General features: G+C 40.9%; 26 protein-coding genes. 5 read left to right on the top strand and 21 right to left on the bottom strand.

Translation table 11 applies throughout. From position 1 onward, the window contains the following. The first annotated feature begins 180 nt into the window (after positions 1-180). Entirely contained in the window at positions 181-3183 is a 3003-nt protein-coding gene (gene pruA, locus RMY64_RS14385; protein ID WP_322700364.1) for an L-glutamate gamma-semialdehyde dehydrogenase, read from the top strand. 349 nt (positions 3184-3532) lie between these two features. Beyond that, on the top strand, positions 3533-3970 hold the full coding sequence (locus RMY64_RS14380) for a GNAT family N-acetyltransferase (RefSeq protein WP_322684275.1): 438 nt from the start codon (positions 3533-3535) through the stop codon (positions 3968-3970). Positions 3971-4034: 64 nt separating this feature from the next. On the opposite strand, the gene RMY64_RS14375 is transcribed toward RMY64_RS14380, so the two are convergent. Then, positions 4035-6263, bottom strand: a complete 2229-nt coding sequence (locus tag RMY64_RS14375) for an ATP-binding protein (RefSeq protein ID WP_322700363.1) — start codon at positions 6261-6263, stop codon at positions 4035-4037. Between the two features lie 448 nt (positions 6264-6711). Here RMY64_RS14375 and RMY64_RS14370 point away from each other — a divergent pair, with 448 nt between their 5' ends. Next, a complete protein-coding gene (locus RMY64_RS14370; protein WP_322673582.1) occupies positions 6712-7638 on the top strand; it encodes a cobalamin-binding protein in 927 nt (308 codons plus the stop codon). Positions 7639-7796: 158 nt separating this feature from the next. On the opposite strand, the gene RMY64_RS14365 is transcribed toward RMY64_RS14370, so the two are convergent. The 3 genes from RMY64_RS14365 to RMY64_RS14355 form a co-directional block, all read right to left on the bottom strand. Next, positions 7797-8099 (bottom strand): TMEM165/GDT1 family protein, encoded by a 303-nt coding sequence (locus tag RMY64_RS14365; RefSeq protein WP_322673583.1) that lies wholly within the window; start codon positions 8097-8099, stop codon positions 7797-7799. A 77-nt stretch (positions 8100-8176) separates the two neighbouring features. Further along, the gene (locus RMY64_RS14360) at positions 8177-8608 is read right to left on the bottom strand and encodes a TMEM165/GDT1 family protein (protein WP_322673584.1); all 432 of its coding nucleotides are present in this window, start codon (positions 8606-8608) and stop codon (positions 8177-8179) included. A 100-nt stretch (positions 8609-8708) separates the two neighbouring features. Then, complete coding sequence (locus tag RMY64_RS14355; protein WP_322673585.1) at positions 8709-9059, bottom strand: YkgJ family cysteine cluster protein; 351 nt, start codon at positions 9057-9059, stop codon at positions 8709-8711. 392 nt (positions 9060-9451) lie between these two features. On the opposite strand from RMY64_RS14355, the gene psb30 reads away from it, so the two are divergent. After that, the gene (gene psb30 / locus RMY64_RS14350; RefSeq protein WP_069068686.1) at positions 9452-9595 is read left to right on the top strand and encodes a photosystem II reaction center protein Ycf12/Psb30; all 144 of its coding nucleotides are present in this window, start codon (positions 9452-9454) and stop codon (positions 9593-9595) included. A gap of 78 nt (positions 9596-9673) precedes the next feature. Here the strand turns inward: psb30 and RMY64_RS14345 are convergent, their stop codons facing one another. The 16 genes from RMY64_RS14345 to RMY64_RS14270 form a co-directional block, all read right to left on the bottom strand. Further along, positions 9674-11770, bottom strand: coding sequence for a single-stranded-DNA-specific exonuclease RecJ (locus tag RMY64_RS14345; protein ID WP_322673586.1), 2097 nt, complete (start codon positions 11768-11770; stop codon positions 9674-9676). Between the two features lie 81 nt (positions 11771-11851). Continuing rightward, positions 11852-12277, bottom strand: coding sequence for a hypothetical protein (locus RMY64_RS14340; protein WP_322673587.1), 426 nt, complete (start codon positions 12275-12277; stop codon positions 11852-11854). 115 nt (positions 12278-12392) lie between these two features. After that, complete coding sequence (locus tag RMY64_RS14335) at positions 12393-12674, bottom strand: type II toxin-antitoxin system RelE family toxin (protein WP_322673588.1); 282 nt, start codon at positions 12672-12674, stop codon at positions 12393-12395. Further along, positions 12643-12867, bottom strand: a complete 225-nt coding sequence (locus RMY64_RS14330; protein WP_322673589.1) for a hypothetical protein — start codon at positions 12865-12867, stop codon at positions 12643-12645. Before RMY64_RS14330 ends, RMY64_RS14335 begins: the two co-directional genes overlap by 32 nt. Positions 12868-13010: 143 nt before the next feature. Next, on the bottom strand, positions 13011-13838 hold the full coding sequence (pstB, locus tag RMY64_RS14325) for a phosphate ABC transporter ATP-binding protein PstB (protein WP_322673590.1): 828 nt from the start codon (positions 13836-13838) through the stop codon (positions 13011-13013). Positions 13839-13889: 51 nt separating this feature from the next. After that, entirely contained in the window at positions 13890-14789 is a 900-nt protein-coding gene (pstA, locus tag RMY64_RS14320) for a phosphate ABC transporter permease PstA (protein ID WP_322673591.1), read from the bottom strand. A 6-nt stretch (positions 14790-14795) separates the two neighbouring features. Then, the gene (pstC, locus tag RMY64_RS14315; protein WP_322673592.1) at positions 14796-15737 is read right to left on the bottom strand and encodes a phosphate ABC transporter permease subunit PstC; all 942 of its coding nucleotides are present in this window, start codon (positions 15735-15737) and stop codon (positions 14796-14798) included. Between the two features lie 49 nt (positions 15738-15786). Continuing rightward, a complete protein-coding gene (locus tag RMY64_RS14310) occupies positions 15787-16788 on the bottom strand; it encodes a PstS family phosphate ABC transporter substrate-binding protein (RefSeq protein ID WP_322673593.1) in 1002 nt (333 codons plus the stop codon). Between the two features lie 88 nt (positions 16789-16876). Then, the gene (locus RMY64_RS14305) at positions 16877-18034 is read right to left on the bottom strand and encodes a sulfate ABC transporter substrate-binding protein (RefSeq protein ID WP_322673594.1); all 1158 of its coding nucleotides are present in this window, start codon (positions 18032-18034) and stop codon (positions 16877-16879) included. 289 nt (positions 18035-18323) lie between these two features. Continuing rightward, entirely contained in the window at positions 18324-18539 is a 216-nt protein-coding gene (locus RMY64_RS14300; RefSeq protein ID WP_322673631.1) for a type II toxin-antitoxin system HicB family antitoxin, read from the bottom strand. Positions 18540-18666: 127 nt separating this feature from the next. Continuing rightward, positions 18667-19059: a type II toxin-antitoxin system VapC family toxin gene (locus tag RMY64_RS14295; RefSeq protein WP_322673595.1), complete on the bottom strand. Its 393-nt coding sequence runs from the start codon at positions 19057-19059 to the stop codon at positions 18667-18669. Positions 19060-19070: 11 nt separating this feature from the next. Then, on the bottom strand, positions 19071-19346 hold the full coding sequence (locus RMY64_RS14290) for a hypothetical protein (protein WP_322673596.1): 276 nt from the start codon (positions 19344-19346) through the stop codon (positions 19071-19073). A gap of 151 nt (positions 19347-19497) precedes the next feature. Next, complete coding sequence (locus RMY64_RS14285; RefSeq protein WP_322673597.1) at positions 19498-20127, bottom strand: restriction endonuclease subunit R; 630 nt, start codon at positions 20125-20127, stop codon at positions 19498-19500. Positions 20128-20278: 151 nt separating this feature from the next. Next, a complete protein-coding gene (locus RMY64_RS14280) occupies positions 20279-21532 on the bottom strand; it encodes an exonuclease SbcCD subunit D (protein WP_322700362.1) in 1254 nt (417 codons plus the stop codon). Between the two features lie 129 nt (positions 21533-21661). Next, positions 21662-22387: a phosphoadenosine phosphosulfate reductase gene (gene cysH, locus RMY64_RS14275; RefSeq protein WP_322673599.1), complete on the bottom strand. Its 726-nt coding sequence runs from the start codon at positions 22385-22387 to the stop codon at positions 21662-21664. Between the two features lie 614 nt (positions 22388-23001). Then, complete coding sequence (locus tag RMY64_RS14270) at positions 23002-24591, bottom strand: DHA2 family efflux MFS transporter permease subunit (protein ID WP_322700361.1); 1590 nt, start codon at positions 24589-24591, stop codon at positions 23002-23004. 276 nt (positions 24592-24867) lie between these two features. Between RMY64_RS14270 and RMY64_RS14265 the strand changes: the two genes are divergently transcribed. After that, positions 24868-25464, top strand: a complete 597-nt coding sequence (locus RMY64_RS14265) for a TetR/AcrR family transcriptional regulator (protein WP_322700360.1) — start codon at positions 24868-24870, stop codon at positions 25462-25464. Positions 25465-25698: 234 nt separating this feature from the next. On the opposite strand, the gene patD is transcribed toward RMY64_RS14265, so the two are convergent. Then, positions 25699-26052, bottom strand: coding sequence for a heterocyst frequency control protein PatD (gene patD, locus RMY64_RS14260; protein WP_322673602.1), 354 nt, complete (start codon positions 26050-26052; stop codon positions 25699-25701). Positions 26053-26229: the final 177 nt, after the last annotated feature.

Genomic DNA, 26229 nt, shown 5'->3' with positions numbered 1-26229 from the left:
TATTTTTTAATTGCAAGTTCCTAGAACGCACGGCGTAACTACATCATTCAAAATCAATGAAATCCTTACGGTATAGTAATTCCGAATTCAGCATAATGGTGACAGCTAAATGAAAGCGTCAAAATAGAAGACACAGGCTTTGTACAAAAAGCCTTGCCTTGATTAACGGAGTTATTATCAGTGGTATTACAAGTACAAACAAGCACCTACGAAGCTAAAACCCAAGAAATTGCTAAACAACTTCTCGCCGCAACGCAGGAAAATCGTTCGTTTTTTTCTTCCCTGCGGGATCAAATGCGTTGGGATGATAAATTACTAGCTTGGGCAATGAGTAACCCTGGATTGCGGGTGCAGCTATTTCGCTTTATAGATACGCTACCGGCTTTGCATAGTAAATCAGAAATTGCCTCACATTTACAAGAATATTTAGGCGATGAATCTGTAGAATTGCCGGCAGCTTTGAAGGGAATGCTAAACTTTGCTAACCCCGACTCGATGCCTGGACAAGTTGCTGCTACAACCGTTGGGACAGCCGTTGAAACTCTTGCCCATAAATATATTTCTGGGGAAAATATTAAACAAGTCATCAAAACAGTTGAACGACTGCGAAAAGAGAAAATGGCTTTCACCATCGACTTACTTGGTGAAGCGGTTATTACCGAAGCGGAAGCGCAGTCTTATCTAGAACGCTATCTAGAATTAATGCAACAATTGGTGGAAGCATCGAAGAATTGGGCAGTTATTCCGGCGATTGATGAGGCTGATGGCGAACCGATACCAAAAGTTCAGGTTTCTGTGAAATTAACGGCGTTTTATTCCCAATTCGATCCATTAGATGCTAAAGGTAGTGAGGAGCGAGTTAGCGATCGCATTCGGATTCTCCTACGTCGTGCTAAAGAATTAGGCGCAGCTGTCCATTTTGATATGGAACAGTATGCCTATAAGGATATAACTCTCAGTATTCTGAAAAAACTCTTACTAGAAGAAGAATTTCGGCAACGCACAGATATTGGCATGACAATTCAAGCATATCTGCGTGATAGCGAACAAGATGCCAAAGACGTAATTTCTTGGTTGAAAGAACGCGGTTATCCCCTGACAATCCGCTTGGTGAAGGGCGCATATTGGGATCAAGAAACTATCAAAGCAGCGCAGAAGCATTGGCCACAGCCAGTTTACAACGACAAAGCCGCAACTGATGCTAACTTTGAAACCATCACTCAATTGTTGTTAGAAAATCATCAATATGTCTATTCTGCCATTGGTAGCCATAATGTGCGATCGCACTCTCGCGCCATTGCCATAGCTGAAAGTTTAAATGTCCCTCGTCGTCGCTTTGAGTTGCAAGTCCTCTACGGTATGGGAGATAAAGTTGCCAAGGCTTTGGTTGACAAGGGTTATCGGGTGAGAGTTTACTGTCCTTACGGTGAATTATTACCTGGAATGGCGTATTTAATTCGTCGATTGTTGGAAAATACAGCTAATAGTTCTTTTTTACGGCAAAATCTCGAAAATCGACCGATTGAAGAATTATTAGCGCCGCCAATTGTCAAAGAAGAAAACTCTTTAACTCCTAACTCCTCACTCCTAACTCCTAACTCCATTCCTAACTCTCATTTCTCTGGTGCTGCTGATACCGATTACGCCGAGGAAGAGGTGAGAAAGAAGGCAGCGCAAGCTTTCCAAAGCGTTCGTCAACAGTTGGGTAAAACATATTTACCACTGATTAATGGCGAGTATGTTAATCCGCCGGAATTTGTTGATTCTCTCAATCCTTCTAAGTTCAGTGAGGTAATTGGTAAAGTTGGGTTGATTAACGTTGAACAAGCAGAACAGGCGATGCAAGCTGCGAAAGCCGCGTTTCCTGAATGGAAGAAAACACCAGCTAAACAACGCGCTGATATTTTGCGGAAAGCGGGTGATTTGATGGAACTCCGCCGTGCTGAACTTTCAGTTTGGATAGTTTTGGAAGTTGGGAAACCTGTTAAAGAAGCTGATGGAGAGGTTTCGGAAGCGATAGATTTCTGTCGGTATTACGCTGATGAGATAGAACGGTTAGATAAAGGTGTGAATTACGACATACCTGGCGAAACTAATCATTATATTTACCAGCCACGCGGAATTGCTGTAGTGATTTCTCCCTGGAATTTTCCGCTAGCGATCGCTTGTGGAATGACAGTTGCAGCTTTGGTTTCGGGCAATTGCACTCTCCTCAAACCTGCGGAAACATCTTCTGTAATTGCCGCAAAACTCACAGAAATCTTGGTAGACGCTGGTTTTCCCAAAGGTGTATTTCAATACGTACCTGGTAAGGGTTCGCAAGTTGGCGCTTATTTGGTCAATCATCCAGATACTCATGTAATTGCTTTTACAGGTTCTCAAGAAGTCGGATGTCGAATTTACGCAGAAGCGGCAACGCTGAAACCCGGACAAAAGCACATGAAACGGGTGATTGCGGAAATGGGTGGCAAGAATGCCATTATTGTTGATGAAAGTGCTGATTTAGACCAAGCTGTTGTGGGGATAGTGCAGTCAGCATTTGGTTACAGCGGACAAAAATGTTCTGCTGCTTCCAGGGTGATTGTGCTGGAACCGATTTATGATGCCTTTGTGCAACGATTGGTAGAAGCAACAAAATCCTTGAACATTGGGGAAGCAGAGTTACCGAGTACACAAGTCGGGCCAGTGATTGATGCTAATGCCCGCGATCGCATTTGCGAGTATATTGAGAAGGGTAAGGCAGAAGCAGAAGTGGCGTTGGAATTACCAGCACCCGAACAAGGCTACTTTATTGGCCCAGTCATCTTTAGTGAAGTATCGCCCAATGCGGTAATTTCTCAGGAAGAAATTTTTGGCCCTGTGCTGGCGGTAATTCGGGTGAAAGATTTCCAGGAAGCGTTAGCAGTCGCCAACGGTACAAACTTCGCCTTAACTGGCGGACTTTATTCTAGAACACCTTCGCACATTCAGCAGGCAGAGACAGAGTTTGAAGTTGGGAATTTGTACATCAACCGCAATATTACCGGAGCGATCGTTGGACGGCAACCCTTTGGTGGATTCAAACTTTCGGGAGTAGGTTCTAAAGCAGGGGGCCCTGACTACTTACTGCAATTTTTAGAACCACGCGCGGTGACAGAAAATATTCAACGTCAAGGTTTTGCACCAATTGAAGGTGCAGATTAAACTAACGTGAATTCCACGGCTCATATAGTGTCCGTCAATTAGCACAATCAAAACATCTCTCTCTGATTTTACTGCGTAAAACCCTCCCTCTCCGAGTCCTACGGTGTACACACATCTTGGTAATGAAGCCCCAATCCTGGATTTACCCCTCTTAATCCCCCCGATGTATTGGGGGAAAATATCCGGTTCTCCCCCTTACCAAGGGCGAGTTAGAGGGGGTCAGAAGGACTTGTGTGTACACCGTAGCTCCGACTCAAAGAGGGACAGGCTTGCACTTTCGGTCAAAGCAGGGAGAGGTGCATCAAACTCACATTAAACTACAATAGGTAGTAACATCAAACAGAGTTTAATGAGTAATTTAGTTATAAAAGTTGCTGAATTACCTAAAGATTTTCCGGCAATTCAAGCAATTAGAAAATCAGTTTTTCAAGAAGAACAAGGTGTAGATCCCGCTTTAGAATTCGATGGCAAAGATGAAATATCCGATCATCTAATTGCTTATTTAAATGTGGAAGCTGTAGGTACTGCTAGAATCAGATATTTAAATGAGAAAACTGCCAAAATAGAAAGGTTAGCTGTTTTGTCGACAGTTAGAGGGCAAGGTATTGGTAAGAAAATTATGGAAAATGCCCTACAGGTGATAGCTAACCAAGATATTCCAGAAGTCGTAATTCATGCTCAAGAATATGTGAAAGATTTATACAAAAAACTGGATTTTGTAGAAGAAGGAGAAATATTTGAAGAAGCTAATATTCTCCATGTGAAAATGAGAAAAATATTTTCATAGTTAAAGTAAAATTATGTAGTATTTTTTTAGTAATCTTTTAAAGAAAATGTATGTTTATGAGCAATTAACTAAAATATTTCATTAGAATTGACTCTAGCTGAACTATACGAATTGGCTTGATAAGGTAGTCATCAACACTACCTGGTAGTATGGCGATTTTCTCCTCTAAAGGTTCGCTAAAGGTCATCATTACAATCGGTAAATGTTCCCGATAAGGCTCTTTTCTAAGGATATTCAGCAAATTCCAGATATGAGCATCTTTTACTAACTGCAAATCAAAAAAAACTAAATCTGGTTGGAAGCTTTGTACCTGTTTCAAAAAGTCGTTACTATTATCTATCCACTTGACTTGGTAGCCAATTGTGTGGAGATAATCTTGCAATACTGTTGCTGTGTTTTCCTCTTCTTCTACAAGCAAAATAGTTTTATTTGTGGAGATGACTGAAGAAGAGGAGGACGAGGTAAAGTTTGCTTCCTCTTCAGTCTCATCTATCTTATCTATCTCATTTGTCTCATCTTCCCTATTTTCCAGATGCTCTGGATTTGGTAGAAACAGAATGAACTGACTGCCCTTTCCTAAAGTTGATGTCACGGTAACATCTCCACCATGTAAACGCGCTAATTTCCGCGTCAAGGCTAAACCTAAACCAGTGCCTTCATACTGCCGATTTAACCGACTGTCAAGCTGTTTAAACGGTTCAAATAAAAATTGAAACTGACTTGAGTCTATACCAATGCCAGTATCTGAAACTGTAAACGTTATCCCTTGTGGCACTTTTTTCACTACCAGCGATACTTCGCCTGCTGGGGTGAATTTAATCGCATTAGTGAGCAAGTTGAGTAGCATTTGCTTGATGCGCCGCTCATCAGCAATGCAAATATCAGCTTCTTGGTCAATTTCATGTGTGAGTTGCAATCCCTTTTCTGAGGCGCGATCGCGCACTGTCCAGATAGCATAATTACATATATCTACCACTGACAAAGATGATAATAACAGATCCTCTTTACCTGCTTCTACTTTAGATAAGTCAAGGATATCGTTAATCACTGCCAGTAGATGTTCGCCACTACTATATATACAACTTACATATTCGTTCTGCTTTTCATTTAGAGAACCAACTATTTCTTGTTGCAATAACTGTGACAAACCCATAATCGCATTCAGAGGTGTCCGCAACTCATGGCTCATGGTTGCTAAAAATTCAGTTTTTGCTCGATTGGCAGCTTCTGCTGCTTCTTGAGAGGCACGTAGTTTCAACTCTGTTTGTTTACGTTCAGTAATATCCTCAATCATCGCTAGAAAAAACTCAGGTTTACCATTGCTGCCTGGTATAACAGAAACAGAGATATGAGTCCAAAGTAAGTTACCATTTTGATGCTGGCAGCATCTTTCTATCTCAATACGATGTCTTTCGACAAGCTGTTTCTGATGTTTGGGGGGTTGTAAACCATCCCTCGAAGTTCTCTTTAAGTCTGTGCGAATTCCTGACATCAGTTGTTTGTAAAGTTTTAAATCCTCCCTTTCTATGGAAATGTAATCTGTAAAGCTCTTGCCGTATAACTCTTCTCGGCTGTATCCTAAAATCTCGCATAGTGCCAGATTAGTATCAACTATCTGCCCTTTCATATCTATCAGGCCAATGCCGATAGAGGAACGCTCAAAAATCGCCCGAAATTGTGCCTCACTCTGTCGCAGTGCTTCCTGTACGACGTTTCGCTCCCTCGCTTCTATAGCCAGTGTCACAAAATCTGCAATTGAGCCAGCAAAACTCTCTTCTTCTAAAGTCCATTGGCGACCTTCACCTATGTGTTCGTGACACACTACGCCTATCAAATGACCCTCTAGCCAAATTGGTGCGTCTAGTATAGATGTGATGCCCAAAGCTGATAGATAAGACTCGGATAATTCTTGGGTTCTGGAATCGTTTCTGGCATCATCTGCGGCAATAGTACGTTCCCCTTCTAAAGCCTGGAAATAAACAGGAAAATTTGTTTTTAAAAGCGAGTTACCAAAGGTATGCTTCTTAGTCCTAACATCATACAAATCAATGCATTCAATTTTTGAACGTTCTTCATTATATAACCATACCCCAACTCGCTCTACTAACAGCGTCTGAGCAGCAGTTTCTGTAATTTCCCTCAACACCGCATTGAGATTACCTTGCTGAAATGTCTTGCTTCTTGCCAGTTGCACCAGCATCTGGCTTTGTTTTCGCCGACTATTTTCTCTGATTCGTAAAGCCTCTTGGGCCTGGTTGTGCTCTGTTATATTTCTAGCTGACACCACCTGCATTAGTTGCCCTCAAGAAGAAATAATTTGGACTTGCAGTTCTACGGGAAAAGTAGAACTGTCTTTGTATAACTACAATTACTTGCTATGGTTTTTCATAACCGGAAAATATAATTTTTCTAACTAAATTTTATGATTCTGGCTAATTAGTTATAAGCTAGATTTTGCTGATTACTTCTGTTACTTCATACCAATAATTTTTGCCAGGGGATAATTAGCATTTCTAGTAATTTCACTATTAAGTAATTTTACTATCAAGTAGTATAAGTAGTATAGTATTTTTTATTTGAAACTGGGGAGTGCTAAAGACTTTTCCCAATACTCAATCCCTAGTACAATTTCTTGCTTAGTACTGACTAGCAAAATACCCTTGATTCTCCTAGAGAAAGATACTTAATGGCTCAAATTCTGCCAAACTTAAGGTAACGGCAGCTTTTGCGGAGGTGGAGCGATGACAGATAGTGATGTAAGAATTGTTTCCCTGATTCCCGGTGGAACAGAGATTTTAGCGACACTAGGATTGGTTGATGCTATTGTGGGGCGATCGCACGAATGCGATTACCCTCCAGAAATCCTCAATCGCCCCATTTGTACCCAAGCACGTTTAAACAGTGATGCCTCCAGCAGCCAAATTCACGACGACGTGAACAAGTTATTGCAATCTGCTCTGAGTATTTATGAAATCAAAACAGATGTTTTAGAGCAATTGCAGCCTACCCATATTCTCACTCAAGACCAGTGCGATGTTTGTGCTGTTAGCTTACACGATGTTGAAAAGGCAGTTGCTACACTCATTGACAGTAAACCTCAGATTATTTCTTTACAACCCAATATTCTCCAAGATGTTTGGGCTGACATTGAACGAGTCAGCAACACCTTTGGCGTAGACTCGGTAAAAGTCTTAGAAAATTTAGAAGCTCGCGTCAAAATTTGTCAGCAAAAAATCCAAGGACTTTCTTTAGATGAACTGCCTACTGTCGCTTGTATCGAGTGGATCGATCCTTTGATGATCGCCGCTAATTGGATTCCTGAATTAGTTAACTTAGCAGGAGGACAGTCTTTATTTTGCGCTACAGGTCAGCCTTCTCCGATCTTGCCTTGGGAAACACTATTAACAACTAATCCCGACATAATTGTTTTTATGCCTTGTGGCTTTGATTTAAACCGCACTCGCAAAGAAGCCAATTTGTTAACTCAACGTCCAGAGTGGGAAAAACTACATGCTACCGAAACTGGTAGAGTCTACATTACTGATGGCAATTCTTATTTCAATCGTCCAGGGCCGCGACTGGTAGATTCTCTAGAAATTTTGGCAGAAATTTTGCATCCAGAAATTTTTCAATACGGCTATAAAGGAACTGCTTGGGAACGTTTGTAAAAAAGAATTCAGAACTCAGGAGCGGAGCCGGAGACGCTCCGCCTCCGGTCAGAATTCAGTATAAATTTAAGTCAGGCTGAGTGAGATTGGTTTAAAACCTTGATGCGTTCCAATCGCCTACAAAGACTAATTCTGATTCCTGGATTCTGGATTCTTCTTCAAGGTGTTTTTTCAGAATCTGCCGATGGTTCATTGTTAAACAACAGCAGACGTGCAGCAAGAATGGCAAATCCTACAGCCGCGATCGCTTTTAAAACCCGTGTAGGTAATAATTCGGCTACTGCACCCCCTGCTAACGATCCCAACAGGCTTGTCAACAGCAATGCACCTGCTGCACCGAAAAACACTGCACGCGGAGAATTAGAACGTCCTGAAAGTGCGATCGCCGCTAGCTGACTTTTGTCACCCAATTCTGATAAAAAAACCGTAATAAAGCTCAGTCCTAATAAATGCCAATCCATATAAATTAAGGAGCAGTGGGGAATTTTTCTAATGACCAATGACTAATGACCAATGACCAATGACCAATGACTAATGACTAATAACTAGTAAATACATCCCAAAATAGCATTAGGGAAATTACCAACAACATTACGCCGGCTGATTTTTCTACAGTTTTCGGGCTGAGTCGATTGGCTATCCAACTACCTAAAAGTACACCTAATAAGCTGGTGGTTATTAGGGCTGCCGCCGAGCCGATAAATACCACCCACGGCGAATGAGATTGTGCGCTCATTAACAAAGTGGATAGCTGAGTTTTATCTCCAATTTCTGCTAGAAAAATGGTTACAAAAGTCGTACCAAAAATTACCAACGTTGATTGCTGCTTTTGAGGACTATCGGCAATTACAGGCTGAACCAAGGGAGCGATCGCAGGAGTTAAGTTAAAATCATTGCTGTCTTCCAGTTCTAGCTCGATCTCAGTGTGAGATATGCCAGAAATCTCCAAAGGTGCAGAATCAAGTTTCACAAGCAGTAGTTTTGGTTGCTAGGGTGTTTTCATATTTCTATCATTTTCTCAGATTTTTGTCATAAATTGCAATCTCACACAAAAAAAGCAGGGTTGGATGTCAAAGGCCAACAGCTTGGTCGAAGCGTAGTATTTCTAAACTGCGATCGCCATAAACTCCTTCTATTTGCTGGCGACAGCAGTCAATAGCAAAATCGTTGACTTCTTCTGGTTCAACCCCATACATATCTTGAAACACTTCTGATTCCACACGGCAGAAGCGCGGACGATTGGGGTAGATGCGACATTCTCGCGTAGTATGGTCGAAATTAACGCACCATCCCCCTTCACCTACCATGCTGAGGTAGAGTTCTAGTTCTGGTGGAGAGAGGTACTCTTCCAAGTCTGGACGCTCTGCTGGATCGAGATTACAGCAGGCTCCACATTGCTTTACACATTGCCAAGTTGACATTTTGGATTAGGGATTGGGGACTGGGGATTGGGGAAGGTGGGGCCCCCTCTGGGGATAAGGGGTAATGGGGACTGGGGATTGGGGATTGGGAGCCAATACGGTTCGGTTAAGGTTTTTTGATGAAAATTTGAGATCGCAAAGACGCAATAAATCGCTATCAAAATGAAAGACTGATTATTGTAGAGACGGCGATTCATCGCGTCTCTTGCCTTAACCGAACTAGTCCCCCCAGTCCCCAATGCCCAATCCCCCTATTTTACGTTTTTATATCTTTTCTTATAATTTTGTTAAGTAAATTAAATCTAACAGTCCATAGCCATATATGATCGATTTCGGGTTTTCTAATTTAAGTTATTGAATTTTTTAAGACTATTGGCAGGAGAAAAGGAAAAATGTTTGACGCTGTGTCTGACTTGTTTAACGCTTTTACTAGTATCAATTGGGAAGTTATTTTCCAATTGTTGTCCGTGGCGCTCATCGTGATTGCTGGCCCAGCAGTAATCTTTGTGCTGGCATTTCGCAACGGCAACCTATAAGAGTGCTGAGTGCTGACTAAGGAGTTAACAGTTAAGAGTTAGGAGTGAGAAGTTAATTAAGAATTCATAACTCATAACTCATAACTCAGCACTCAGTACTGATAACGCCTGAAGGGCAGCTTGGATAATATTGTCGTACTGTGGTTGAGAAATATTAACTTCTTTAGCGTTTTGACGATTAGTGCCCAGCAAACCAATTATATGTCCTGGCTGGATGGCTAAGACTTTACCTTCAGAATTTCTAATTCTTAATTCTGCTTCAATACCGTTTTTATAGAAACCACAAGTATATTGTCGCTGGTTGTATTCAAATGTGGTGCTTGACTGGATAGGTGGCGAAGCAAAAAATTGTTGAATCGGAATTGGCAGTCTGACTCCGATTAACTCTAGCTCAATGCTAGTGTTACCGTTAAAGTAATTTTCTCGCAATTTGTAAGCGATATCCACTCGCGGTGGTAAACGGAAGTAGTCGCCCCAACGCCAAGCGATCGCTTTGATTTTATACTCCTGATTATCTATAGTTTGGGCAACGGTCAGTTTGATGTGACCCTTACCAACGATTTTTTGCTCAACCACTTGAATATTAGGTGTCCAGAAAACTGGATCGGGGTTGTCCATACCGCAGGGATGTAGAGCATTAAGCTGTTGATAAAGCTGTTGATTGAGATGGTTGAGGTTGACTTCGGCATCAATTTTTAGCAGAGGCTTGAGATGTTGGGGTTCAAGACACTGGTTAGCAAACTCAATCAAACGCGATCGCACCATCTCTAAATTTTCTGCTGGTAAAGAGAATCCCCCGGCTGCTTTGTGTCCGCCAAATTTGCCTAGTAAATCGTGACAATATTCCAAAGCTTCAAACACATGAAACTCTGGAATTGAGCGTGCAGAACCGCGTATATGTCCCTCATCTTCATAAGTACCGATAAACACAGGAACACCGTAGCGTTCTACCAAACGAGAGGCGACAATCCCAATAACGCCATGATGCCAATTGGGTTGAACAACAATTAATACACGGTCTTTTTGTAGAGACGTAACAAATTCCGTCTCTACATAAGCGATCGCTTCTTGTTCAATTTGCTGACACATCTCTTGGCGAGAGGCGTTGACTTGTTCGCATTGCATTGCTCTTTCCAGCGCCACCCCCATATCATCTGTAGTCAGCAATTCAATCACAGTCTGGGGATTACCAATCCGACCAATAGCATTAATGCGCGGGCCCAAGCGAAACCCGATATCTTCAGGCTTCAGGGATTTGGGACTGGGGACTGGGAACTGGGGACTAGGGACTGCTCCCCCTGTTCCCTCATCTCTCGCCTGCACGCCACCTACCTGAATTAACGCCTGTATACCAGCTAAGTTGGATTTGGGTAAATGTTGTAAACCACGTTTTACCCAGCGACGATTTACACCAGTTAAGGGGGCTAAATCTGCGATCGTTCCCAGTGTAAATAATGCTAGCATCGGCTGGATCAAGCCCTTAGCCTGACCTAGCTGTTGTGCTAGAGACACTGCCAAAATGTAAGCAACACCAACACCAGCAACACCCCGATAAGGTGAGGATTCGGCTATTAATTTGGGGTTGAGGATAGCGTTAGCTGGTGGTAATTTTTGGGGGATATCGTGGTGATCGGTGATAATTACTGCAAGACCAAGTTCTTTAGCTCTGGCAACTGGTTCAAACGCAGAGATACCATTATCTACAGTCAGAATTAATCCCACACCTTCGCTGTGGAATTCTTCAACTATGCGTTTATTAATACCATAACCTTCGTGCATCCGGCTGGGGATAGCATAATCTACTTGTGCGCCTAAAGTGCGGAGACTACGCAAAAGTAGAGCAGTACTAGTCATCCCATCAGCATCGTAGTCACCACAAATAGCAATTTTTGTTTGAGAAGCGATCGCATTTTCCAACAACTCTAAACTAATCGCCAAATCAGGGAAATCTTCTAACGGCGAAGGCAAAACTAAAGACTCTGGATTTAAAAATGCTTGTACCTGTTCTGGTGTTTCGATCCCCCGATTAATTAATAACTGGCTGATAATGGGTGAAAGATTTGTCAAAAACGCCAGATTTTGGGCAAATTCTGGTTTTTGTGGATAAATTTGCCAGCGCTGATCGGGTAAACGCTTGCTAGGTTTTGATAGCTCAGATACAGGTCGGTGTAGCACAATACAAGTCAGGAGTTATTAGTTAGGAGTGTTGAATTTAAAATTTTTTCTTAACTCATAACTAATAACATTATTTGCTATCTAAAACACGTTTATTCTGCCATCATCCATAATATATAACGAGCGATCGCCCGGAGAGCGCCAAGTCGGACGGAGTTCCAGGCGCAATGTACCAAAGTTAAGTTTAGAGACAATCGCTTGTAGTGATAAACCTGTTTCGCTCCAAAATATCAAAGATGTATTTGGTTCTGTACCTTCTATTTGTCCTAAGTTTAATTTCTGCCCTGGACTCAAGGATATTGCATCAGTCTCGGAGGGTTTTTGAATTTTGATCGGGTTAGGTGTGCTATTTACAACTTCAACTCGGATGTGTTGCCCAGGTGTAAACTGAATTGGGTGCGACCCACACTTAGAGGCACAAGTTCGAGCTAAAGTAGCATTGGGATTATTGATTGATGCAACTAGAATTGTAGCTGCAACTAAAGCAAATGACAGAGGCTTAAACATAATACACAGTATAAGTACTAAACTGAAATATTACTTCAATTTAGTACCATTAAACCTCAGTATATTTTCCAAAATTACTTTGGTAATTCCCAGTTATTAAATTACTAATTACGAATTATTTTTTATAAGCATCTCCTCTCGCACCAATAGCGTAAATTTCGATGTCTCTCGAATCAATATCAACTGTAAAAATAATTCTGTTTTTACCTATACGTAGTCTGTAAAATCCCTCCCAATCACCTTTCATCTTTTTGATATCTAATTCTGTAAACGGGATAATGCCTTGGTCTTCGACAGCAATAAAAATTTGCTTTATTTGCTCCCGAATATTTTCGACATCTTCAGGATTTGCTTTTTCTAAAAATTTAATCGCTTTTTTGCGAAATTTTATTGCCATATCTTACCCAATCGGTCATATCAATTACTTCATCTTCAGCATCATCTGAAGGTAGACCGAATTCGGCTTCAAGTTCGCGTTGCTCATCATCACTTATGTAAGGAATAAGAATTTGGCAGAGTCGAAGTCTTTCTTCTTGTAGAACTTCACGCATCGTTTCTTTAATCAATGCTTTTAATTCTTGAATTTCCACTGTATGCCTTTAATTCGTAGTTAGATGTATATATATTACCTAGTCTCAGCTTGTGCGGGAGGGAAAGGTTAAAGGGCAAAAGAATAATAGTAGTTCACAACTGAACTTGACTTTTACCTTTCCCCTTCTACTGTGATGCCTCTTTAGCCAAACCGTCCACTGATATAATCCTCAGCTTCTTTGGTTTGAGGAGAACTGAACATTTGGGCTGTAGGATTAAACTCAACTAATTTGCCGCGACGCTTACCATGCTCGTCAATTTCTGTATTGAAGAAAGCCGTAAAATCTGCGACTCTAGAAGCTTGCTGCATATTGTGTGTCACCATGATGATGGTGTATTGCTCCTTGAGTTCTAAACAGAGTTCTTCTACTTGGCGGCTAGAAATTGGGTCGAGAGCTGAACATGGTTCATCCATTAATAATACATCTGGCTTCATTGCGATCGCACGAGCAATACAAAGTCGTTGCTGTTGTCCGCCAGATAATGCAGTACCCTTCTCTTTAAGTTTGTCTTTGACTTCATCCCAGATAGCAGCGCGTCTAAGGGAATCTTCCACCAATTCATCGATGTTACCTTTATAACCGTTAGCCCGCGGCCCAAAGGAAATATTTTCGTATATTGACTTGGGGAAAGGATTTGGTCTTTGAAAAACCATGCCGACTTGACGGCGTAATTTTACAGAATTTATCTTCGGATCGTAAATATTGCGATCGCGATAATTCAGTCTACCCTCAACTTTAGCTCCAGGGATTAAATCATTCATCCGATTGAAGCAACGCAGAAGAGTACTTTTACCACATCCTGAAGGCCCAATAAAAGCAATAATTTGTTTATCAGGAATCTTTAAGTAGACATCTAAAAGTGCCAGAAATCCACCGTAATACACCTTCACCCCTTCAACATTGAATACACCATTATCTTGGTCAATTGTGGCACTATCTGATTTACTTCTACTATTGCTATAAGTCATTTGGTTGAACTCCAATATCTATGAATCTATCCAAATTAGATATTTAATTACCTAATTTATTGAGAAGCGTTGTCGAATATAAATTGCAACACCATTTAAAGCTAAAATCAAAATTAACAACGCAATAATTGTGGCTGCTGCTGCACTAGCAAAACCCGGTTCGGGACGAGTTATATAACTGTAAATTTGAATGGGTAATGCCATAAATCTCTGAAACAAACCAGGGTTAAAGGTGAGAAAACCCACAGCACCGACAACAATCAGAGAAGCTGCATCACCTATAGCGCGCGATACAGAGATAATCACCCCCGTCAGAATACCGGGAACAGCATAAGGTATGACATGATTGCTAATAGTTCGCCATTTTGTGACACCTAATCCGTAAGAAGCATTTCTCAGAGAATCTGGAACAGCGCGAATTGCTTCTCTAGCTGTCACAATAATTACTGGTAAAGACAACAAAGATAAAGTCAATGCACCGGAAATCAAAGCGGGGCCAAACCCAAGCAAATAATTGAAAACCCCTAAACCTAGCAATCCATAAACGATAGAAGGTACACCCGCCAGATTACTGATATTAATCTCAATAATCGCTGTCCACCAAGCTTTAGGTGCATACTCTTCTAGATATAGAGCTGCTCCAACACCAATGGGGACAGTAACTAAAATCACAACCAACCCTAAAAGAATACTGCTGATAATTGCAGGGCGGATGCCACCTTGGTCAGGAAAACGAGAAGGAGTTTCCGTGAGAAAGCCGGGTGATAAAAATCTGCCTAATCCGTCTTTCAAAATATCAAAAAGTAGCAACGCTAGGACAAATAAACCAATCAGCAATCCTAACAAAAAAAGTACTTCAAATACTTTCCCTAATGTCTCTCTACTTTCAACATTATCGGTAAATTCTGCCGCAGAATCGAGAGAATCATCTTGTTGATAACTTGTAGCCATATCTATTTAGTCGTATTTTTCTTTAAAGCGATTAGCAATCCAGAAACTCACAATATTCAAAGCAAGGGTAAGTAGAAATAAAACAGCGCCTACAGCATATAATGTTTTGAAATTGAGGCTACCGCGCGGACTATCTCCACCAGAAATTTGTGCCATGTAGGCTGTCATTGTTTCTACTGATTCTGCAAAGTTGATAGTTAGTCTTGGTTGCTGTCCGGCGGCGATGAGGACAGTCATTGTTTCACCCACAGCTCGAGAAATACCCAAAATAATCGAGGCTATGATTCCAGAAAGCGCGGCTGGTAGAACTACTTTAAAAATGGTTTCCAGTTTAGTGATACCTAAAGCATAAGATCCTTCTCGCAAAGAACGCGGAACTGCTCGGATAGCATCTAAGCTGATAGAACCAACAGTAGGAGTAATCATTACCCCCATCATTAACCCCGCACTCAAAGCGTTGAATATTTCCAGAGGTATCACATTTCGCATCAATGGTGTAAGGAACAACAGGGCAAAGTAACCATATACTACTGTAGGTACTCCTGCCAAAAGTTCCACTGCCGGACGTAAAATAGCTGCTACTTTGGGTTGAGCATACTCACTTAAATAAATCGCAGAAGACAAACCTAGAGGAATAGCAACCGCCATTGCAATAGCTGTAGTTAAAAAAGTGCCATTAATTAAGGGCCAAATGCCAAAATGTTTCTCTGCAAATAGAGGTGTCCATTTAGTATCAAGAAAGAATTTGGCAAAGGAAACTTCTTGGAAAAAACTGAATGTCTCCTGAAAGATAATTACGACAATACCAAAAGTAGTCAAAACCGAAACTAAAGCACAAGCAAATAAAATTACCGCAACAATCTTTTCAGATATATCTTCAGATGGATTTTTATCCAGAGACTGTCTGGATTGTAGATAAAGACCATCTTGAGAATTAGTATTTTGCATAAACAATTAACTTCTCACTAAAATTAAACTACTATGCCTGAGACTTTATTTAAATAAAGTTTGTGATCGGTTCACCTGGTTTTGCTTTTTTAAACTTTGTCCCAGTTTCACCAGTAGCAAATTTTTGTTTGACTTTGAGGTAAGCTTCATCAGGTAATGCTACATAACCTACACTATCTACCCACTTCCAAGAATTTTCTAGATAAAAATCTACAAATTCTTTGACTGCTGGCTTTGTATCTAAAGATTTTTTGCTGACATAGATGAAGAGAGGACGAGACAAAGGTGTATAGATATTTTTAATTACATTATCCACCGGAACTGGTTTTTCACACTTTCCAGTAAGACTTTCTACACCAACTAGATTCAGTTTTTCTTGATTTTGAATGTAGTAAGATATCCCAACATAACCCAAGGCTGTTACATCACCTGACACTCCTTGTACCAAAAGGTTTTGATTCTGAGTAGCAGTGTAGTCTGTACGGCCATTCTTGGCTTTGCCAGTCACAGCTTGAGTCATATAATCGAATGTTCCTGTATCAGAAGATGGAGCATATAGCTTTAGCTTTTCGTTAGGAAACTTGGGATTAACTTGATTCCATGCCAATATTTTGCCGTCTGATTTGCCGCCCCAAATCTTACCCAGTTCCTTAATAGTTAGACATTTGGCAAAGTTATTTTTACGGTTGGCAATCACGGCGATGCCATCTAAAGCTACAGGCAACTCGACAAATTCAATATTCTTACTTTTACATTTTTTGATTTCTTCATCTCTAATGGTTCGAGAAGCACCAGCGATATCAATATCGCCATTACAAAATTTACTGAAACCACCACCAGTGCCACTTGAGGCAACGCTAACTTGAGCCTCAGGTTTAACTTTACCGTATTCTTCTGCAACTGCTAAAGAAATCGGAAAGCCTACAGCTGCACCATCAATACTCACTTGACTTTTCAATTCTTGCCCACCGTTACAACCACTGATACTGCTGGCAATAAGCATTAAAGATGTTAGGAAAAAGCTATCCTTAAATCGGCTACGAAAGCTCATAAAATTATTAATTTCAGTAAAATGACTGTAAATTGCTGCTTATGCTTGGCTATCTGCAAATAAAAAATGCTGCATTAAAAAATACAGATCATGCTTTGTTTGCAGCTTGCACTTTGTCAAAAATTGCTCCATCTCCAAAAAACTTTTTCTGGATAATATCCCAGCCACCTAAATCTTGAGATGTGAATAAAGTTTTAATTGGCGGATGTTGTGATGCTACTTCTTGGCTAACGGTGGGATTAACAGGACGATATTGTAATTTGGCAAATTCCCGTTGAGCTTCTGTAGAGTAAAGAAAATCAACAAATGCTTGTGCAACTTCTCTTGTACTATGTTTATCGACGTTTTTATCAACTACCGCCACAGGATTATCAATAGAAATATTGACTTGAGGTACAACATAAGGCAACTTCGTCCCATTTTGTCCTGCCAAAATTACCTCATTTTCGTAGTTAATTAAAACATCTCCCTCACCTTTTTGGAAGAATAAATTGCTAGCCTCACGGGCATCTTTCGTTAGAGTCGGGATATTCTTATAAACTTTGGTGACATAATCTAGCGCTGTGGCTTCATCACCACCTGTTAGACTCACCGAACCCCAGAAAGCCAAGAATTCCCAGATAGCAATACCAGAAGTTTTTGGGTTGGCGGCAATCACTTTCACGCCATCTTTTGCTAAGTCTGCCCAAGTATTGATACCTTTAGGATTGCCTTCACGGGTGACGATCGCAGCAACCGATTTACTAACAATACCATTTCTGGGAGCTTCGGTTTCCCAACCTGATTTAATCAAACCTGCTTGTTGAATTTTGCTGACATCGAGAGGAAGTGCTAAGTGTACTATATCTGCTTCTTGCGAACCGTTAATGACAGCAGCCGCTTGAGCGCCAGAACCTCCATAACTTTGCTCAAATGTAACGTTTTGGTTGTGTTCTTGCTTCCACTTTTCGATAAATTTGGGAATTATTTGGTCATGAGCGGCTTTGGTGACAGAGAAAGATACAAGTTTTAGCTTAACATCATTTTTGCTAGCTGAACTGCTTCCAGAACAAGAGGCAACTGCTATACTCAAAAAAATACTTGTTAAAAACAGACTCACAAAGCTTTGTACACTGCGTCCATTCAACCAACTTTTAATTGCGTGTTGATACCGGAGTTGTATACTCTGCAAAGCTTTCATGACATAAGGCTGTATTCCTTCACTTAGAAATTTACTTAACTGTGTCGGTTGTTGCGACTTGCTCATTAGAATCACCCCTAAATCTACGGTATTTCTACATGCATACCGTGATTAGGAGAATTATAGGGTATATAGAATAATATTTATCATCTGGATTAATTTTTTTTTACTCAATGAGCAATTAACGATCAAAACTAGCAAATAAATCTGATTTACCAAGGCATTTTAGAAGACAGTTTTTTTGCTGGATAGCAAAACAATCTGATTGCATACATAATATTTACTAAAAAATATGTAATTTTTAATACAAAACAATAATGAAGGCTCGATTTTATTTTGACACTTGGGAATTGACTCATATCTCAACTGCGACTCGTTGAATACCAACAAAGTCCACTGAATCCTGCTGTTCTTCCTCAAATTCTAAACAAAGTTCAATCGCTTCTCTAATCCGCTCCATTAACTCATCTAAAGTTTGGGCTTGCGTATGACAACCAGGAAGATTAGGGACGGAAGCAACAAAGTAGCCATCAGCATCTCGTTCGAGAATTACATTAAACTCTCGCTTCATCACTCTTCTTTTCTGAATTTATACTATATTAATTATTCTCTCATTATTGAAAGAGCGATCGCCCCTGTTGTGAGAATATACGATCGGGCGATCGCTCACTTGTAAAAATACTCATACAGCTTTTTTGCTACTCTAACCAGTTCTCTAATTGCAAATTAGGTATATTTTCAAAATCTTTGATATTGTTTGTAACCAAAATATCATTACGAGAACGGACAACAGCAGCAATTAGTGCATCTACTTCTCCTGTTGGTCTACCAATTTGCCTCAATTCACTTTGGATCTTACCAAATTGTCTGGCAGCATCTATATCAAATGGCTCAATAGGTAATAGTTCAGTTAGTTGTGCTAGTGTTTCTAAATTTTTTTCAACTTGTTTAGAACAGTAAACACCTTTGTAAAGTTCTGAAACTACTATTGTAGATAGATAGCATTGGCTGAAATAGCGATTGAATACAGGTACTACTTTGGAATTACCGTTAAGCAGTGCAATACAAATGTTAGTATCTAAGAGATACATTAGTCTTGATTCTATTTATCTATTGAATTTATTACCCTTCCTTGGTAAGTATGACGCTGCTGGTTAATTTCAGCAAAGATATCTATCAACTCTGTTTGGTCTTGCCAAACTCCAAATAATTGATTCAATTTTGCTAGTTTCTGTTCATCTGTTAAGTCTAGTTTTGCTACTACAGGTTCAGTAGCAGGTAGTTCTAGATTAACGATTATTTCTGCCCCATCAGGAATACTGTGAATTTGCTCTAATAATTCAATAGTTTGGCCGCGTTTGATTCCTCTAATTTGCATTATATGCTTACTCCTGTAATCTTTACTATTCAAATCTTAGATATTTTCTCATTACTTAATCTTAACTGATTAACTGATGTAGCGTAGACGCGTAGCTATTGGTCGCCAGACATCGCCCCTGTTATGAGAATATACGATCGGGCGATCGGGTTTAAGCACCCACCAACTGAGTCAGGCGTTTCAATATACGTAGCACGTCGTACAATTCATTTCCAGGGTTACGCATCAAAAAACCCTTTGATAAAGCATAACGTGGTGGATTTCCTTTCACTAATTTAACGAAAATAAACTCGCTTCCCGTAGCAATCATACCAAAACTAAGTTTATCATTATCTCGATTTCCTAACAGATAAGCAAGAATTTGTGCGAGTCCTTGTTCGACTGAAAACGAAGCTCTTTTAGACTCAATAATCATTAGCCAAAATTGCTCTTTTAAAACTAAGGTATCTATTCTACCTTTGATAATTACATCTTCATCTGGCACAGCAATATCTATAGATTCTTCTGATTTTACATAATACGGAGCTAGATAAAAATCCCCAATAAAAAGCAATGGGTCTATAACTGCCATTCTAACTACATTTTCCAGGAAAGGTGGGTAATTAAGAAGATTAAAATAACCCGTTTTTACCTTATCTAAAAGTTGTTTATCTAAATCATTGATTTCTGGTAAATCTTCTTGCCATTCACGGAAGAATGAGCCATCCAAAACTAACTCAATACCAAAGTTGTCAATTAAATAGCGTAAGTCGATGACTTTTGCTGGGATTGTTTGCGTCATATATTTTGGAGAGTGGAAAATAGGGCTTACACAAAATACCTGTAAAACTCTGATTTCTCCGTGCCCTTTACGCTTCTGCGGTAGCCTGCGGCAAGCCGAAGCGTCTACGTTATTCCATAATAATTAATTGTTAATTACAAATTATTTTCACCTACTCATTAGTTGCTGCTTCCAGCCAAACTTCCACATCATCTGCTAGCAACTTTTGTGCTGCATCCATCATTGAAGTTGCGATATCTTTAAGGTCTTCGCGGTTATTCAAGTAAGTTTTTAAAGCTTCCATTGGGTCGATGCTACTACTTGCGCTCAATTCAGGAATTCGGGGTCTGGCTAATTGACTGACTAATTCTGCTTGAATGGTATAGGTATGAGCGGGACTTAAAGCAGTATGTAGAGAGGAACTGTCAATTAAATCCATCTGTTCGGAGCGGAGTTTGTAAATTAGCCGCACTACAGCATCTTGAATATCATACTTGGCGATCGCTTTCATTAACACCGCTTGCGGATCGTCTGCTTTTGAGACATCCACTTCAATGGTGCGGAAAGTCCGAACTGTTAAAGGGCAAAATTCCCACTCAACGCTTCCCCGCTCCAGTTCTATCATCACATAGCCTTTGTCTTCTTTTTCTTCACTAAAATCTACCCGCTCAATACTCCCTGGATAAATCACCGGTGGATTGTTGGATTTATTCAGATTTTGGTGGCGGTGGACGTGTCCCAATGCTACATAATCAAAACAAGGTCGCGTCAGCAAAGATAGGGGTAGAGTAAAGCCTTTACCCACCGCCAAAAATCTTTCTGCACCCAAGCTAGCATTGTCAGCCATCAAGTGAGCCAAAAGGATAGTAGGTACATCTGGGTCAAGACGGCGAACTTCCCCTTCTAAAACAACTCGCAGACGTTCCGTTAATAGTTGATTGACTTCCGCCAAAGACAAACCTTCAGTCTCTTGGCGAGTCATCAAGGTGGAACGGGTCAGCCAAGGCAGGGTGATTACTTGCACTTTGCCATTACGGGTTTCGATACAGTGCGTAGTTAATGTATCGCCAACAACAAACCCTGGCACTCCCAAAGTGCGGTAAATATTTAAACTCGCTCCTCCCTGTCCTTGGGAATGTTGGTCGTGGTTGCCTACCAACAGCACTGTTGGAATATTGGCATCCATCAGACGGCGAAACTGGCTAGCAAACGCTTGTTGTACATAAGGCGGTGGTGTCGCATCTGGGAAAGCATCGCCACCAAATATCACCATATCAACAGCATCTCTCAGCGCTCGGTCAATACATATAGATAGAGTATTGACAAAATCCTCCAACCGTGTATTTAATCCCGTTTCTGGATTAATTCGTCCGTGGGAAAAGCCGCTTCCCATGTGGATGTCGGAGAGATGGAGGATTTTAATCATATTTGTCCTTTGTTCTTAGTCATTTGTCCTTTGTCTAATACTAATTACAAATGACTAAATGAGTCCTTAACCGTTTGTCCTTTGTCATTTTTGACCAATGACTAATGACTAATGACAAATGACCAATGACTAAATATGAATTCCACATTCTGTTTTATCGCTTCCCCGCCAGCGTCCGGCGCGTTCGTCTTCGCCTTCACCTACTTTGGTGGTGATGGGTTGGTCGCCGATGCTGGGATAACCTTGGTCGTGGAGGGGGTTGTAGATGACTCCATGTTCAGCCACGTAAACCCAACTGTCTTGGCGTGTCCAGGTAGCTATGGGATTTACTTTCAGCCGACCTTTATTATCAAATTCAAATATGGGCATATTTGCACGGGTTACTGCTTGGTCACGGCGGCGTCCGGTAATCCAAGCAACGCTGTTGAGTTCGTCTAAACCCCGTAATAATGGTTCAATTTTTGTAATATTGTGGAATTGGGCAATATCCGTGTCCCAAAGTTTGTCGCCGTATTTGGCTTCAAAGGCTTCGCGGGTGTCTACATCTGGAGTTTTGAAAGTTTGCAAATCCAGATTATAGATTTGTTTGGCTTTGGCAACTAATTCTAGGCTTTCAGGGAAGTGGTGCAAAGTGTCGAGAAAGATTACAGGAACGGGATGCTTCAGTTCGCTGTAAAGAATATGGGTAATTATCATGTCATCCACGTTAAAGGCGCTTGTTTGCACCAGTCCCGTTGGGATATTCTCTATAGACCATGCCAGTATGTCTTTGGGTGTGGCAGTTTCAAATTGCTCATTTAATTTTTCTAAGTCAAAAGCGATCGCTTGGTTTCTAGATGCCGTGGAGACTGTCATGATAATCTTCTATTCAAATATTTCTACCTTGATTAATATCGATCTTACTGCATCAAGACGCGTATTCCGCTCGGAGATAAGGTAATTATTTTGGGCGGAAAGTACTACATTTTGAAAATGGAGAATAGGACAAGAAAATAATTATGCTCAATACTTGTTATAAATGATACAAAAGCGTCTGCAATAGTTATTATTAAGAAACTTTACGGTAATTTAAGTTTTGCATTAGTTTTATAGATATTTATACTGATTTTGATATGGTTAAGGAACTATTAATAAAAGGGATTTTACTTAAATGAACAACGCAAAATTCAGCAATCCATTAGGTCAGTCTATAATTATGGGCGCTTTAATGATGTTAACCAGCGTTGGGGTTATTACAATCATGAACTTTTTCTAAGATTTAAGATTTCTCATTTTAGAAATAAGACTTCATATAGTCCCGCTCAAAACTGAGTGGGACTTTTACTTTTTTCATCCAGATCGATCGGTGTGTATTAATTTTCTGCTATCACTTTCGGCAGAAAATAATCCAAAAGCCGTGTTATTACGTAGTTTTGCACTCAGAAAATTTAGAATAGGGATGCGATCGCTATTTCCTTATTTCCTTTACCTTAGTGCCCGACTGGCGCTTTCGCTCCTGCACCGCCTTTACCCAGAAATAGCAACAGAGGTAATGAGCAAAGAAACCCTATCCCTACGACTCGAAAGCAATCTGCGTAAGATAAAACCGCAGCTTGAATATCTACTGTTTGACTCAATAAAGCTAGTGCTTGTTGTTGTGCTGTTGCCGCATCCATACCTTGACCTTGGAGTGCCCCGTTGAGCAAGTCGAGACGCTGACTGGTTTCTGGGTCATAAGGGCTAAGTTTTGCTAACAGCATAGCTCGATGAAAAACCTGTCGTCGGTCAAGCAGAGTAGTAAGTAGGGCAATGCCGATACTGCCACCTAGTTGTCGGGTAAGGTTGTAGAAACCAGAACCAGCAGAAACATCTTGTTTAGGTAGGGGGCCTAAAACTGCCAAACTCAAAGGGAGAAACATAAATACAGTAAAAGCTCCGCGCCATACCAATGGCCAAAATAAATCGTCTGTGCCGCTTTGTGGGGTAATTGCTGCTAATTGAAACATGACTCCAGATGAGCCGACAGCGCCGATCGCAATTAAAAATCGGGCATCAACTATACTAGTCAGCTTGCCTAATAAAACCATCCCGATCGCAGACGCTAAAGCCCCAGGTGCTAATAATAGTCCTGTTTGTGTTGCCGTAAATTGCAGCACGCTCTGAGCAAATATCGGCACAGCAAACAGTGCGCCATAAAGCCCCATACCCACCACTGCTGAAAGAACGCTTCCCGCAGCTAAAGAACGGTGACGCAAAACTCTCAAATCCACAGCCGGGTGATCTGTTTTCAGTTCTCGCCAAATAAACAACCCCAAGCCGATAATACCGAGGATAGTCAGAGAAACGATGAAACTAGAGGAAAACCAGTCGTCTGTTTCCCCTTCTTCTAATACAGTTTGTATGCTACCCACGGCCACAATTAAAAAGCCAATTCCCCACCAATCAACAGCTTGGTTCTTTGTATCGCTCTTATCTTTATTTTTTGGCAAAAACGCCAAAGACATCGCGACTGCAACGATCCCAAAGGGAATGTTGACAAAGAAAATCCAGCGCCAGCCTAAACCATCTACTAAAAATCCTCCTAAGGTTGGGCCAATTGCTGGCCCAGCAATTACACCCACGCCAAAAACTGCTTGGGCCAAACCTTGTTCAGCTGGGGGAAAAGTCTCGAACAAAATCGCTTGGGCTTTCGCTAGCAATCCGCCACCGCATAAACCTTGGAGAATTCGAGCCGCAATCAACATCGGTAGATTGAAGGACAGCCCACATAAAATAGAGGAAATCGTAAAACCAACTAGCGAGAAGATAAAGTAGGTTTTACGCCCAAAGTAATCTCCCAACCATGCAGATAAGGGAATTAAGACGACGTTAGCGATCGCATATCCGCTAACTACCCAACCCACTTCACTGACAGTTGCACCCAAGGTAGCTTGGATATCAGTGAGAGCGACGTTAACAATACTAGTATCAATTACTTCTAATATTGCACCAAGAGAAGCCGTAAATGCGATCGCCCACTTCAATGGCCCGTGGACATAACCAAATTGGTCAAAACTAGAACCTTTAATGTTGATAGCCATTATTTAGCACAAATAATATTTGGGAGATGTCAAGCAATGCCAAAGCTAAAATTAAGTATTGTATATATACGCTACGGTAGCGTATCATATAAAAACGGTCAAGAGAGTTTTTTCTGAAAAGTGGCAGAAATACCTATGCTAAAGATGGATGGTCATTGCTGCTGTTTTAGTGCGTGAGAATTGGGTTATAAAGCTTATTTGTTTCCCAGAAGCGATGTTCTATGCCCAACAGTGGAGTAAATGACCAAAAAGATATTGCTTGGGGATGATATTTTTATGAGTAAGCAAATCAACAGCACCTCTGGACGCCCACGCAGCATCCACGCCGACCAAGCGATTCTGCAAGCAACTTTGGATCTGCTTGCAGAGGTAGGATATGAAAGCATGAGTATAGAAGCGATCGCTTCTCGTGCTGGAGTTGGTAAAACAACCATCTATCGGCGTTATACTTCCAAAGAAGAACTAGTTGCAGACGCGATCGAAAGTCTCAGAGATGATTTAGCGATCCCCGATACCGGCAGCTTTTGGGGAGACATGGATATCCTGATTAAGAATGCCGCCAAAAAAATAGATAGTCCCCTTGGTCGTCAGACACTTGCACTGATTATTAGTACAGCGTCTAGCAATCCTCAGTTTGCCGAGGTTTACTGGACAAAATATACAAAACTCAGACGTGAAGCTTTTTCTAAAATACTTAAACGTGCCAAGTCCAGAGGCGAAATTCACAAGGACGCAGACGTAGACTTAATTATCGACCTTGTAAGCGGTTCACTATATTATGCACTGATTTTCAAACCCACAACCGAGCCAGTAGAAGCATACATGCGCCGCACCATGAATCTTCTCCTCAAAGGTATTGGGAATGGGGCATAGGGCATAGGGCATGGGGCATGGGGCATGGGGCATGGGGCATGGGGCATGGGGCATGGGGCATGGGGACAAGACTAAGATAAAGCTTCCTTAAATCAGAACTTTAGAGGGACAACGAGAATAACCAATTCCCAATGCCCAATTCCCAATTCCCAATTCAACTTGTTAGCAAAATAACTTTTCATCATCGGTCATAAATGAGATGATGGAGAAATTAGAGAAAAAGGTGAACAATTGTTATTTTTCTCCTTCCGCTTCTGGTTGCAGAATAGCATCACAGTATTGAATGAGGGTTGTCAAGCGATCGCTAATCGTTTGAAGTCTCGTTTGTACAGTAGATGCTTGCCGCGCTCCTTGCAAAAACATCACATCTATTTCCAACAGGCGCAATTGCTTGCTCATCTCCGTTTGATAAGACTGCACTCGCCAGTTTTCATCAGCCAAAGGCACAATCTGTTGCCCGAAAAATTGCTGCAACGTGGCTACACGCTGCCGCAGTTCTGGCGCCGCGATTTGGGTAGTTGTGGCATCGGAGCGTAATTGCTCTAATAAAGTTACGAATGCCAGATATTTCTCACGGTTTAAAGACATCCAGTGCTAGTTAAGATAGTATTAATGTCAAGTAATTTTTCTTCTACAATAAACTTTCTTAAACACTTATCAGCACTAAAAGCCTCAAATCGTAATTTGGGGCTTTGTTTGCCATCAATGGATTTTCTTTAACGATTCTTGAAATTCAAACTGGATGACTACCACTGGCAATTGGAG

Source organism: Nostoc sp. DedQUE08, from assembly GCF_034530895.1.
In the GTDB taxonomy this organism is placed as follows: domain Bacteria; phylum Cyanobacteriota; class Cyanobacteriia; order Cyanobacteriales; family Nostocaceae; genus Nostoc.
Note: the sequence above shows the minus strand (reverse complement) of the source record. Positions and strands in the feature narration are given on the sequence as shown.